Source organism: Micromonospora sp. DT81.3, from assembly GCF_049847225.1.
Taxonomy (GTDB): domain Bacteria; phylum Actinomycetota; class Actinomycetes; order Actinomycetales; family Microbacteriaceae; genus Microbacterium.
Genome location: NZ_JBNCNY010000003.1, coordinates 337,851 through 350,793, shown reverse-complemented (window position 1 = coordinate 350,793; position 12,943 = coordinate 337,851). Strand labels below are relative to the sequence as shown.

The window sequence follows — 12,943 nt, the reverse complement described above, 5'->3', positions numbered from 1 at the left end:
GGCACACCGCGGGCGTCAGCGCGGCGCGCCAGTCAGCGCCCGACGGAGGGATCCGAGGAGAGCCAGGTGCGCGGGCTCCTGAGGCTTCAGTCCGGCATCCAGCAGGATCCCGCGGAGCTCGCCCGGATGCTGGAGCTCGGACCAGCCCCACCGGGCGAATCCCCGCAGCACCCGTCGAAGCGAGTCCTCACGGCGCTTCTCATTGAAAGCGAGAAGGCTCGGGTCACCGAATCGACCGTCGTACTTGCTTCGACCATCGGCCTCACCGGCGATCGCCTCGCGGCGCCAGAGAAAGTCCAGTCGGCGCTCGCGGCCATCCGGCGTGGTGAGTACGTGCTGAAGTTCGGGCGAAGCGAAGCCAAGCCAGTCGATTGCGGCTCTGCTCACCGACTCGAGAGGGGTCTCGGCCAGCGGGTTCGCCGCAACGATGGCCCGCTCACCGTGTCGCCGTCCGCGACTGCTCGCGCGCCGCAGGTTCGCCTCGCGGAGCCGCTCGCATGTCAGCGAGCGATCCGAGCGCAGAACCGCGTCCGAAACGGCTATCGCAACGGCAGGATGACGGGCGCGCGCGATGTCGACGGCGGTCTCTTCCGGCGTCGTTACCATGATGCCGTCAACGTGCAGCACATCGCGAAGATCTACTGTGGTGTGCTCGCGAACGCCCGCCTGGGCACGGGAGGTGCCGAGTGGGTCCCTCAGGACGTGGACCTCAGGCGGGTGCCCGAAGACCGGCAGACCGAGAAGCGCCGCGGCGGACTCGTGGCTGAAGACGGCATCCGGCCGTAGGAGCGCAGTAGCGTGGACACGCGTGAGATAGCGGCTCCACGGCGGCAGGTCGTGCCACTCCGCCGCATCGGCGTACACGCCTCGTGCGATGCGCACGAGCGCTCCATTATCGGCCGCCCGGTCGAGTCGGACGAGTGCGGTGGACTGCCGCAGGAGCACGATCGGGCTCACGTTGAGACGCGTGTTCGTTTCGGGGGTGGCCGTCAGCAGCATCCACTCACAATCGACGAGCCCGATGCGGTGCGCTGGCTGGAACTGAATCTTTGTGGGTGGTCGCACTCTCATTGGCGCTGTGCAGGAATCGCCGGCAACTCTCTCGTCCTCCGACCCCTCTCCCCTGGCGACACTGCATCTACGCGCCGAGGGTGCGTACAACCCCTGCCGTTTCGGCGCCGGGACGCAGTCTCGCGGGCGGACGGGGGTGCGTCGTGGCTCCGGCGGAGGCGTCGGCCGCGGGCGCCCGCCAACGCCGGCGAAGCGCTCGCGGCATGGCGAAGGGCGCGTCAGGCGGAGGTCGGCGACGGCGTCGGGGTCGGCGACGGCGTCGGACTGACCGGGGGCCCGAAGACGCCCGGCCACAGCGCTGCGGCGAGCGGGTAGCCTACGAATGCCACGACATCCAGCACGGTGTGTGCGAGAACCAGCGGCATCACCCGGCCCCAGCGCCGGTAGCACCAGCCGAACAGGATGCCCATCGCGATGTTCCCGACGATCGCGCCGAACCCCTGATAGGCGTGATACGCGCCTCGCAGCGCGGCGGTCGAGAGGATGATCGTCCACCAGCCCCATCCGAGCCGGTGCAGGCGGTCGAAGAGGTACCCGATGAAGATGACCTCCTCGGTGAGCCCCGCCCGCACCGCGGCGAGCAGCAGCAGGGGGATCGTCCACCACGACGGGTCGAGCGGCGAAGCGCGCACCGCCACCGTCAGATCGAGCGCGCGCCCCAGCGCATAGAGCCCGAGGCCCGGGATGCCGATCACCGCCGCGAGCAGCAGGGCACGCAGGATGTCGGAGCCGACGTGCCGGAAATCCAGCCCGATCCGGTGCAGCGCGTTGTTCCCCGGCTCCCACAGGAGGAACACCGCCAGTGCGACCCCCATCAGTCCGAAACCCCACCCGAGCACCTGATAAGTGATGTCCCAGAACGCGGCCGCATCCTGCGGCTGGTTGAGCTGGGTCTCCTGATTCGCCAGCGATCCGCTCTCGACGAGGGTGCGGATGAGGGAGAGTACCGAGTAGACCGCGGATCTGCCGACCGTGAGACCCAGTGCCAGCGCGATCTCCCACCAGAGGCGGGTGCGCGAGTAGCCGGATGCCGCGACTTCAGTGGGATTCCGCACATCTGCAGGGGGCTCAGAGGCAGTCATTTTGTCAGAATGTCACACTCCGGTCGCATTGAGTTAAGGCTATGTAACGTTTTCGCGGGATGTTTTGACCAAGAGTTACCCCGCGCTTAGTGTTTCCCTATCCGCGCCCCGCTCCAACCTCGGTTTCGGCGTGTGCGCACCATCCCTTGCACAGGAGGAAACACGTGTCTGACAAGACATGGCGCAAGCGCGCCCTTGTGGTCGCGGCGGGGGTCGGCGTCTCAGCCGTCGTCCTGTCCGGCTGCACCAGCCCCGGAGGCACTGACAGCGAAGAGGCGGCACCGGAAGTCGTCGACACCCAGATCATCCTCGCGGAGACGAACGAGACCACGAGCTTCAACCCCGCGACCCCCCAGAGCAACCTCGACATCAACGGCAAGCTCTGGTACGCGACCCACGAGACGTTCGCCTACATAAACGACGACATGGAGGTCGTTCCGAACGAGTCGTTCGGAACGATGGAGAAGGTCTCCGACGACCCGCTGACCGTTCAATACACGCTGAGCGACACGGCGAAGTGGTCTGACGGCACTCCGGTCACGACCGATGACCTGCTCCTCGGCTGGGCCTCCGGATCGGGTTACTTCGATGACGCCACCGTCGACGAAGAAGGCACGGTCCTCAGCGGCACCCAGTACTTCACCATCGCGGGTTCGACCAGCGGTCTTTCCGACACCGAGTTCCCCGAGGTCAGCGAAGACAAGAAGTCGCTGACCCTCGTCTACGACACCCCGTACGTGGACTGGAACCTCCAGTGGCTGTTCGACCAGGACGGCAACCCGCTGCCGATGCACATCGTGGCGGAGAAGGCCGGCGTGACGACGGAGGAGTTCATCGAGGCCATGCAGTCGACCCCCCGGGGCGACCCCGCGGCTCCGGTCGAGCCGAACGCGACCATCAAGGCCGTCGCAGACACGTGGAACACCGCCTTCGACGTGACCTCGCTGCCCGACGACGAGACGCTGTACCTCTCGAACGGCCCGTTCATCGTCGACTCGTGGGAGCCCACGCAGTCCATGACCCTCAAGATCAACGAGGCCTACGAAGGCGAGCGCGACCCCGCCTACTCCACGCTGGTCTTCCGGTTCGTGGGTGACTCGCAGGCGCAGGTGACGGCCCTCCAGAACGGCGAGGTCGACATCATCAACCCGCAGGCGGGCGGCGACACGCTGCAGCTGCTGGAGAGCATCGAGGGGATTCAGATCCTCACTGGGCCTCAGCTGTCCTATGACCACGTCGACCTGTCGCACAGGGGTGAGTGGGCAGACCCCGCCGTCCGCGAGGCGTTCATGAAGATCATCCCGCGCCAGCAGATCGTCGACACCGTGGTGAAGCCGATCAACCCCGACGCAGAGGTGCTCAACTCGCAGACCTACGTGACCTCGCAGACCGACCCCTACGAGAAGACGATCCAGACCAACGGATCCGACGCGTACGCAGAGGTCGACGTCGAGGGCGCCAAGGCGCTGCTCGCCGGTCGCACCCCCACGGCGCGAATCCTCTACAACATCAACAACCCGAACCGTGTCGCCGCTTTCGAGGCCATCCAGGCCACGGCGACCGAGGCGGGATTCGTGGTGGAGGACATCGGCCGCGAGGACTGGAGCGCGCAGCTGGAGAGCGACATCTATGATGTGTCGATCTTCGGCTGGATCTCGCCCGGTGTCGGCAACGAGGACATCCCGCAGATCTTCGCCTCCGACGGCGGCTCGAACTTCACGGGCGTCAACGTCCCGGAGATCGATGAGCTGGCAGCGCAGATCCAGACGATGACCGAGGAGGCTGACGTCGAGGAGGCCCGCATCAAGGTCGACCAGCTCCTGTTCGAGGACTACTACGGCCTGCCGATCTTCCAGAGCCCCGGTGTCGAGGCTCACACCGACCGCATCTCGGGTGTGACCTTCATGGCCAACCAGACCGGACCGATCTGGAACTTCTGGGAGTGGACCGCGGAAGACGCCGCAGCTGAGTAGTCAGCGGCTCGTCTGACGCACGTACACAGCGTGGGGCGTCGGGTTACTCACCCGACGCCCCACACATGTGCCCATCACCTTCGCATCGGCGACCGCCGCCCGGCTACTGCCTGGGGCGGCGGACATACGGCTGATACCTTTTGTCCATGAAGGGGCAACCCAGTGCTTAGTTTCGTCCTGCGGCGCATCGGGGTCTCGATCCTCATACTGATCGCCGCGTCGTTCATCATGTACACCCTGGTGGCGCTCGCGAAAGATCCGCTCACGGACCTGTACGCCTCGAACAGCCCGAACAAGGATGCGCTGATCGCGCAGCGCGTCGAGTGGCTGAATCTCGATCAGCCCATCCCGGTCCGGTGGCTCGGCTGGCTCGCCGGTGCGGCCCGATGCGTCATTCCGTTCGGGGGCTGCGACCTCGGCGTGACGATTCAGAATCAGCCGGTCAACATCCTTCTCGGCCGCGCGATGTCCGCGACCCTGCAACTCGTCACGGCGGCGACCATCCTGGCCATCGTCCTCGGCATCACGGTCGGCATCATCTCCGCGCTCCGCCAGTACAGCGCGGTCGACTACAGCTTCACCTTCGCGAGCTTCTTCCTCTACTCGCTGCCCTCCTTCCTGATGGGCGTCCTTCTCAAGGTCTTCGTGGCCCTCGGATTCAACAACTGGTTGCGTGATCCCGTCTTCAGCTGGGCGGTGATCATAGTGTTCTCGCTCATCTCCGGTATCTTCTGGCAAGTCTTGATCGGGGGCCCGAGGCAGCGCCGCCTCGTCGTCTTCGCTGCCTCTGTCCTCGTGACGGGCCTGATGCTGTACGGCATGTCGGTGACGGAGTGGTTCCTGGATCCGTCGCTCGGTCCCGTTCTCGCCCCTCTGCTGATCGCCGCCTTCGGCGCCGCGATGGTGCTGCTCATCGCCGGCGTGAGGGCGCGCTACGCGTGGCGGACGGCGGGTGCCACGGCAGTCGTCGTCATCGTCGCCTACTTCCTCCTGCAGCCCTTCCTGACGTCGTTCGAGCTGTGGGGCGTGATCATCCTGTTCTGTCTCGCCGGCGCAGCGGGTGGAGTCGCGGGCTTCGTCCTCGGCGAGTTCGACAAGGGCCCGGCTATCCGGATCGGCGTGCTCACCGGCGTTCTCGGCATGGGGGTGATCATCGTCGACGAGTACATGCGCAACTGGAACTCCTACATCAACAACCCGCGCATCAACGGCCGCCCCATCCCGACAGTGGGCTCGCAGACCCCGAATCTGCAGGGGGACTTCTGGATCCAGAGCACCGACACGCTGACGCACCTCCTGCTTCCAACGATCAGCCTCATGCTCATCTCCTTCGCGGGCTACACCCGCTACGCTCGCGGCGGCATGCTCGAGACCCTCAACCAGGACTACATCCGCACTGCGCGCGCCAAGGGTCTTCCGGAGCGCACCGTCGTGGTTCGCCACGCGTTCCGCAATTCGCTCATCCCCATCACGACCATCGTCGCGGCAGACGTGGGCGCCCTGATCGGAGGTGCCATCATCACCGAACGCATCTTCGCCTTCAGCGGCATGGGGGCGCTGTTCAACAGCGGACTCAACAACTCGGATCCGAACCCGGTCATGGCGTACTTCGTCGTCATCGCCATCTTCGCGATCACGTTCAACTTCCTCGCAGACCTCGCGTACTCTGCGCTCGACCCGAGAGTGAGGGTCAAGTGATGACCATCCCCATGGGCGCCAACTTCGAGGCCCCCGCCGAGCCGGGTGCCGACCCTACGACCGTCCTGACCTCCGACGAGAAGGGATTGAGCCAGGGGAGGCTGATCCTCAGGCGGTTCCTGCAGCACAAGCCGGCGCTCGTCAGCATCGTGCTGTTCGTGCTGATCGTCGGCTTCGCCATCTCGGCGACGGGCATCTTCGGCATCCCCGGATGGTGGCAGTGGGATTACACCTCGCTGCTTCCCATTCAGGACAACGGGAAGCCGACCCTGACCCTCTGGCCGTTCGCGCTCGGCGACCATCCGTTCGGCCAGAACAACGTGGGCAAGGACTACTTCGCGATGGTCATGCGCGGCCTCGTGAACTCGGCGTACATCATGTTCATCATCGGCGGCATCGCGACCTTCATCGGGGTGGTGGTCGGTGCGATCGCGGGGTACTACCGCGGTTGGGTGGACGCCGTGCTGATGAGGCTCACCGACATCGTCATCGTCATCCCGATCATCGTCATCGGCGCCGTCGTCGGCTCGGCCGTCGGTGGCCTCGGCCCGCTCGTGCTGGCGATCTTCCTGGGCTTCTTCGCGTGGACCGGCATCGCGCGCCTCGTGCGGGCGGAGTTCCTCTCGCTGCGCGAGCGTGAGTTCGTCGAAGCCGCACGAGTCGCAGGAGCATCCGACCTTCGCATCATCTTCAAGCACATCCTTCCGAACGCCATGGGTGTCGTGATCGTCGCGGCGACGCTTCTGATCGCCGCCGCGATCATCCTGGAGACGTCGCTCTCCTTCCTCGGCTACGGCGTCCGCAGCCCGGAGGTATCCCTCGGCCTGCTCATCAGCCAGAACGAAGGGGCGTTCCAGACCCGTCCGTGGCTCTTCTGGTGGCCTGCCGTGTTCATCGTGATTCTGTCGCTGCTCGTCAACTTCGTGGGAGACGGTCTCCGCGACGCGTTCGACCCGCGTCAGAAGCGGGTCCGCTTCAACAAGGTGAAGGACCTTCCCGAGGATGCGGTCGTGGAGACCGGGACGACGGCCGACGTGCCCGAGGGGCTTGTGGTGACCACGCGCGGGGAGGCGCTGAACGACGGGGTCTCCAGCGACGAGCCGGAGGGCCCCACCTCCCGCGGGGAGTTGCGACGATGACGGGCGCTGGGCTTTCGCAGCCCGACTCAGCCGGATGCGGCCAGCGCCCAGACGGTCACCGCGAGCAGCACCGCGGTCGCGATGAGGACCGGGATGTCCCACCGACGGCGGACGTTGAACTCGTCGGCGAGACCGACGGTGATGAGGCCCGCATCGATCCGGCGTCGCCACTCCTCCCTCACGAGCATCGCTGCGTCGCCCGAGTCACTGCCCATCAGGTCGCCCGTGCGGGGCATGCTGCCCACTGCCCTGCCTTCGCGGTTGAGGGGACGTCGGCTGATGATCCGGGACGTCATGATGCCGGGGGCCGGCGCCGACCACGCCGAGAAGCGCTGACCGGGCGTCAGAAGCGTCAGGGCGTGTTTGGTGTCGATGTGGATGAGTGCCTCCCACGGGATGTCCACGGTGTGCGTGACGTTGCGCACGTGCACGCCCGCCGCATCGACACCGACTCCCGGTCGCCACAGCGCGGCCCACGACAGGAAAGCGGCCAGCGCCGCCGCCGGGTACACCCATGTCAGGCTGGGCTCGCCGCCCCACGCCGCGAGGGCCGCGACGATCGCCGCCACCGCCCAGACCAGGATCGCCATGATCCGGTTGAAGCGGGAATGCAGCAGTCTGTTCGCGGGATCCACGCACCCATTCTCACCCCCCTTCAGATCAGGAACAGCCGATGAGCCAGCTACGGACCCGCGAATCGTTCGACGGTCACCTCCTCGAGGTCAGTGGACTCTCCGTCGACTTCGCCGTCGACAACTACTGGGTGCCGGCCGCGAAGGATCTCAACTACTTCGTCGACGGGGGCAAGGCGCTCGCGATCGTCGGCGAGTCGGGGTCCGGCAAGAGCGCCAGTTCGATGGCGATGCTCGGCCTGCTGCCCGCGAACGCTCGTATCGGTGGAAGCGTCAAGCTCGCCGGCCGGGAGATCATCGGGCTCAAGAAGGATCAGCTCCGCCGGGTGCGAGGCGGCGAGATCGCCGTCATCTTCCAGGAGCCGATGACCGCCCTCAACCCCGTGTACACCGTCGGGTCACAGATCATCGAGACTCTGCGCATCCACTTCGGCATCACTCCGAGCGCGGCCAGAGCGCGTGCATTGGAGCTGCTCGATCTCGTCGAGCTGCCCGACCCGCTCAAGGCATTCAACTCCTACCCCCACCAGCTCTCGGGCGGACAGCGTCAGCGCGCCATGATCGCGCAGTCGATCTCGTGCGACCCGTGGCTGTTGATCGCCGACGAGCCGACAACGGCTCTGGATGTCACGGTGCAGGCCGAGATCCTCGACCTGATGCGCGACCTTCGGCACCGGCTTGATTCGGCAATCCTGCTGATCACGCACGACATGGGCGTCGTCGCGGACCTCGCTGACGACATCGTTGTGATGCGCAAGGGCCGGATCGTCGAGCGCGGCACCGTCGAGGGAGTATTCGCGAATCCGCAGCATCCCTATACTCGCCAGCTGCTGGCCGCAGTGCCGCGGATCGGGCAGGTCGGCGACGAGGCGATCGACACGACGGCCGCGCTGGCCGGCGACACGACCGAGCTCCGGCTCGCAGAAGTGGCGGCGCGCCAAGACTTCGCTCGCCGGGAAACGCTGACCGACCCGGTCCTCTCGTTCGAGGACGTCGCCATCGACTACCCGAAGCGAGGGCGCGTTCCCGCGTTCCGTGCGGTCGAGCACGCGACCTTCTCGATCTTCCCCGGCGAGGTCACGGGCCTCGTCGGAGAGTCGGGGTCGGGCAAGACCACGGTCGGACGTGCCGCGATCGGCCTGCTGCCCATCGCCGACGGGCGAGCCACGGTCGTCGGCAGCGACATTTCGAAGGCCGACCGCCGGATGCTCCACAGGGTGCACAAGGACGTCGGCATCGTCTTCCAGGATCCGTCGTCATCCCTCAACCCCCGCCTGCCCATCGGCGCGTCCATCGGCGAGCCGATGCTGCTCGCCGGGGAGGCCAAGGGCCGCGACCTCGACAAGCGCGTGCAGGATCTGCTCGACGCCGTCGAACTGCCGCGGTCGTACCGCAACCGCTACCCGCACGAACTCTCGGGCGGCCAGAAGCAGCGGGTCGGCATCGCCCGCGCGCTCTCGCTGGAGCCGAAGCTGCTGATCGCCGACGAGCCGACATCCGCTCTCGATGTGTCTGTGCAGGCGACGGTGCTCGAGCTGATGCGTCGCCTTCAGGCCGACATGGGGTTCGCGTGCCTGTTCATCAGCCACGACCTGGCCGTCGTCGATTCGCTCGCCGACCGGATCATCGTGATGCATCACGGCAAGATCGTCGAGCAGGGTGCGACCGGGCAGATCCTGCGGGCGCCGAAAGAGGCCTACACCCAGCGGCTCATCGCCGCGGTGCCCGTGCCCGATCCCGGCGAACAGCGCGTGCGCCGCGAGGCGCGGGCGCTGCTGCTGGGCGCCGAAACGGGGGAGTAGCACCGGCGCGGTAGAATGGATGTGCCCGACTCCGGGCCCTCCACTTTCTGCAAGGACTTTCTTCATGGCGCGCGCCCTCCGTCCGGACCTCCGAAACGTCGCGATCGTCGCGCACGTCGACCACGGCAAGACGACGCTCGTCGACGCCATGCTCCGCCAGACCAACTCCTTCGGCTCGCACGAGCACATGGAGGAGCGCGCCATGGACTCCAACGACCTCGAGCGCGAAAAGGGCATCACGATCCTCGCCAAGAACACGGCGATCACCTACGAGGGCGCGCACGCGGGCGACAGCCCCGTCACGATCAACGTCATCGACACCCCGGGTCACGCGGACTTCGGCGGAGAGGTCGAACGCGGTCTCTCCATGGTCGACGGCGTCGTCCTGCTCGTCGACGCGAGCGAAGGCCCGCTGCCCCAGACCCGCTTCGTGCTGCGCAAGGCGCTGGAGGCGAAGCTCCCGGTCATCCTGCTGGTGAACAAGACCGATCGACCGGATGCCCGGATCGCCGAGGTCGAAGAGGAGAGCCACGACCTGCTGCTCGGCCTCGCCAGCGACCTCGTCGACGACGTGCCCGACCTCGATGTCGACGCGCTGCTGGATGTGCCTGTCGTGTACGCGAGCGGCCGCGCCGGCATCGCGTCGCGCACCCGGCCCGAGAACGGCACCCTGCCCGAGGGTGAGAACCTCGAGCCGCTGTTCGAGGCGATCCTCGAGCACGTGCCCGCCCCGGCCTACGACGACGACGCACCCCTGCAGGCATGGGTCACGAACCTCGACTCGAGCCCGTTCCTCGGCCGCCTCGCGCTGCTGCGCGTCTTCAACGGCACCCTGAAGAAGGGCCAGACGGTCGCCTGGGTCCGCCACGACGGCACCACCAGCAGCGCACGGATCACCGAATTGCTGAAGACTCGCGCACTCGACCGCTACCCCGCCGAGAGCGCCGGCCCGGGCGACATCGTCGCGATCGCCGGCTTCCCCGACATCACGATCGGCGAGACGATCGCCGATCCCGAGGACGTGCGGCCGCTGCCGCAGATCCACGTCGATGACCCCGCGATCTCGATGACGATCGGCACCAACACTTCGCCGCTGGCCGGCAAGGTCAAGGGCCACAAGCTGACCGCGCGCATGGTGAAGGACCGCCTCGACCGCGAGCTCGTCGGAAACGTCTCGCTCAAGGTCGTCGACATCGGCCGTCCCGACGCGTGGGAGGTGCAGGGCCGCGGTGAGCTGGCCCTCGCCATCCTCGTGGAGAACATGCGCCGCGAGGGCTTCGAACTGACCGTCGGCAAGCCGCAGGTGGTCACGCGTCGTGTCGACGGCGAGCTGCAGGAGCCGTTCGAGCACCTCACGATCGACGCCCCCGAGGAGTATCTCGGGGCCATCACCCAGCTTCTCGCGACCCGTCGCGGCCGCATGGAGGGCATGACGAACCACGGCACCGGCTGGGTGCGCATGGAGTTCGTCGTCCCTTCGCGCGGGCTCATCGGCTTCCGCACCGAGTTCCTCACCACCACGCGCGGCACCGGCATCGCAAACGCCATCTCGCACGGCTACGAGCCCTGGGCCGGCAGCATCGTCACCCGCCAGAACGGCTCCATCGTCGCCGACCGCAGCGGCGTCGTGACGCCGTTCGCGATCATCGCGCTTCAGGAGCGGATGTCGTTCTTCGTGCAGCCGACGCAGGAGGTGTACGAGGGCATGGTCATCGGTGAGAACTCGCGCAACGACGACATGGACGTGAACATCACCAAGGAGAAGAAGCTGACGAACATGCGTCAGTCGACGTCGGACACCTTCGAGTCGATGACCCCTCCTCGTCAGCTCTCGCTCGAGGAGAGCCTCGAGTTCGCCCGCGAGGACGAGTGCGTCGAGGTCACGCCCGAGATCGTCCGCATCCGCAAGGTGAACCTGGATGCCACCGAGCGCGCGCGCGCGACAGCCCGCCTCAAGCGTCAGGACGCGAACGCCTGAAGCCCCGCGCGAGCGGTCCAGAGGTCCCCAGGCGGCCCGCCGGCCGCGTCCCCGGCCCTGGGTAGGCTTCGTCGGGTGACGCACGAGCCCGATGTCGAGGCGCGCCGCGCCCGGCGGCAGGGCGTCGCGGTGGCGCTCGCGACGAGCGCGTACGGCATATCGTTCGGCGCGCTGGCCGTGGCATCCGGACTCGACGTCTGGCAGACGTGCGTCCTCAGCCTCGTGATGTTCACCGGCGGGTCGCAGTTCGCCTTCATCGGCGTGATGGCATCGGGCGGGCTCTCCGCGGCGCCGGCGGCGATCGCGTCTGCGGCGCTTCTCGGCGTGCGCAACGTGGCGTACGGCATGCGGATGTCGCCGGTCATCGGCCCCGGCTGGCCCAAGCGGCTGGCCGCCGCGCACTTCACGATCGACGAGTCGACGGCCGTCTCCCTCGCCCAGACCTCCCCGCGCGCCCGCACCCTGGGGTTCTGGGTCACGGGGGTCGCGATCTACATCGGCTGGAACGCGACGACCCTGGCCGGCGCGCTCCTCGGCGATGTACTGGGGGATCCGCGGGCGTATGGACTGGATGCCGCGGCCGCAGCCGCCTTCCTGGCACTGCTGTGGCCGCGGCTCCGCTCACGCCAGGCGATCGCCGTCGGTGCGGCGGCCGCCGTCGTGGCCGCCTGCCTCACGCCGTGGCTCATGCCCGGCCTGCCCGTGCTGATCGCCGCCCTGGTGGCCGTGGCAGTCGGCTGGTTCAACTGGCTGGGCCGTCCCGCCCCCGAGAACGGCGCCCAGCGCGCGCGGGGAACGCCATGACGATGTGGAACGCGGTGCTGCTCGCCGCCATCGCCTGCGTGCTGCTGAAGATGCTGGGGTACCTGACGCCCCCGCATTGGCTCGACGCTCCACGACCCGCGCGCATCAGCGATCTGCTGACCGTCGCCCTGCTCGGAGCCCTCGTCGCGGTGCAGACACTGGGCGACGGCATGGCGATCGTCGTGGATGCCCGGGTTCCCGCCGTTCTCGTGGCCGGGGTGCTGCTCTGGTTGCGCGCCTCCTTTCTCGTGGTGGTCCTCTCGGCAGCGCTGGTCGCGGCCCTGCTGCGCCTGCTCGGCTGGGCCGCCTGACCGGCGCGGGTAGACTCGCCGGATGCGCTCCAGGTGGCTCTCGCGAGCGGTTACGTGGCTGCTGGCCTTCCTGGTCGGCTGCGTCTACTCGCTGGCGGGGACGATCGCGCACGCCTACATGCTCGGCTGGTTCCCTCTGGGCCTCGTGCTCGCCGTTCTCGGCAGCGCAGCGCTGCTGATCGCCGTGCGCGCGCTCACATCCGATCGCTGGGCGACCCTGGCCACCGGCCTCGGCATGATGACGACGCTGGTGGTCATCTCGGGACGCGGTCCTGGCGGCTCCGTGGTCGTGCCTCAGGAGGGTCCAGGAACGATCTGGACGATCGCTCTCGCCCTCTGTGTGACGATCGTGGTGGCGTGGCCCGACATGTCGCGCATCCCCGGCCGCGCGCCGTCGGCACCGCCGCCGACCCCCCTCGGGTCAGACTCTGCTTCTCACGGCGCGACGTAGAC

The 12,943-nt window shown here is 67.5% G+C and carries 11 protein-coding genes; 8 read left to right on the top strand and 3 right to left on the bottom strand.

Translation table 11 applies throughout. The features are described from left to right. Window positions 1–15: 15 nt before the first annotated feature. Window positions 16–999: a type IV toxin-antitoxin system AbiEi family antitoxin domain-containing protein gene (locus ACPW96_RS09420; RefSeq protein ID WP_425820156.1), complete on the bottom strand. Its 984-nt coding sequence runs from the start codon at window positions 997–999 to the stop codon at window positions 16–18. A 290-nt stretch (window positions 1,000–1,289) separates the two neighbouring features. Continuing rightward, window positions 1,290–2,153: a CPBP family intramembrane glutamic endopeptidase gene (locus ACPW96_RS09415; RefSeq protein WP_425882841.1), complete on the bottom strand. Its 864-nt coding sequence runs from the start codon at window positions 2,151–2,153 to the stop codon at window positions 1,290–1,292. Between the two features lie 164 nt (window positions 2,154–2,317). Here ACPW96_RS09415 and ACPW96_RS09410 point away from each other — a divergent pair, with 164 nt between their 5' ends. The 3 genes from ACPW96_RS09410 to ACPW96_RS09400 all read left to right on the top strand — a co-directional run bounded on the left by ACPW96_RS09410 (window position 2,318) and on the right by ACPW96_RS09400 (window position 6,963). Then, complete coding sequence (locus tag ACPW96_RS09410) at window positions 2,318–4,126, top strand: ABC transporter family substrate-binding protein (RefSeq protein ID WP_425882840.1); 1,809 nt, start codon at window positions 2,318–2,320, stop codon at window positions 4,124–4,126. Between the two features lie 162 nt (window positions 4,127–4,288). After that, entirely contained in the window at window positions 4,289–5,824 is a 1,536-nt protein-coding gene (locus ACPW96_RS09405) for an ABC transporter permease (RefSeq protein WP_425820159.1), read from the top strand. Further along, window positions 5,824–6,963 carry an ABC transporter permease gene (locus ACPW96_RS09400; protein WP_425820160.1) on the top strand — a complete coding sequence of 380 codons (1,140 nt, stop codon included), beginning with the start codon at window positions 5,824–5,826 and terminating at the stop codon, window positions 6,961–6,963. Before ACPW96_RS09405 ends, ACPW96_RS09400 begins: the two co-directional genes overlap by 1 nt. 26 nt (window positions 6,964–6,989) lie before the next feature. On the opposite strand, the gene ACPW96_RS09395 is transcribed toward ACPW96_RS09400, so the two are convergent. Further along, window positions 6,990–7,598, bottom strand: coding sequence for a PH domain-containing protein (locus tag ACPW96_RS09395; RefSeq protein WP_425882839.1), 609 nt, complete (start codon window positions 7,596–7,598; stop codon window positions 6,990–6,992). A gap of 38 nt (window positions 7,599–7,636) precedes the next feature. Between ACPW96_RS09395 and ACPW96_RS09390 the strand changes: the two genes are divergently transcribed. From ACPW96_RS09390 to ACPW96_RS09370, 5 genes are all read left to right on the top strand, one after another. Beyond that, window positions 7,637–9,397 carry an ABC transporter ATP-binding protein gene (locus ACPW96_RS09390; protein WP_425820162.1) on the top strand — a complete coding sequence of 587 codons (1,761 nt, stop codon included), beginning with the start codon at window positions 7,637–7,639 and terminating at the stop codon, window positions 9,395–9,397. Between the two features lie 64 nt (window positions 9,398–9,461). Then, a complete protein-coding gene (gene typA, locus ACPW96_RS09385) occupies window positions 9,462–11,375 on the top strand; it encodes a translational GTPase TypA (protein ID WP_425820163.1) in 1,914 nt (637 codons plus the stop codon). 75 nt (window positions 11,376–11,450) lie between these two features. After that, a complete protein-coding gene (locus ACPW96_RS09380) occupies window positions 11,451–12,179 on the top strand; it encodes an AzlC family ABC transporter permease (protein ID WP_425882838.1) in 729 nt (242 codons plus the stop codon). Beyond that, window positions 12,176–12,490 carry an AzlD domain-containing protein gene (locus ACPW96_RS09375; protein ID WP_425820165.1) on the top strand — a complete coding sequence of 105 codons (315 nt, stop codon included), beginning with the start codon at window positions 12,176–12,178 and terminating at the stop codon, window positions 12,488–12,490. Before ACPW96_RS09380 ends, ACPW96_RS09375 begins: the two co-directional genes overlap by 4 nt. 22 nt (window positions 12,491–12,512) lie before the next feature. Next, window positions 12,513–12,941, top strand: a complete 429-nt coding sequence (locus ACPW96_RS09370) for a DUF6113 family protein (RefSeq protein ID WP_425882837.1) — start codon at window positions 12,513–12,515, stop codon at window positions 12,939–12,941. Window positions 12,942–12,943 lie beyond the last annotated feature (2 nt).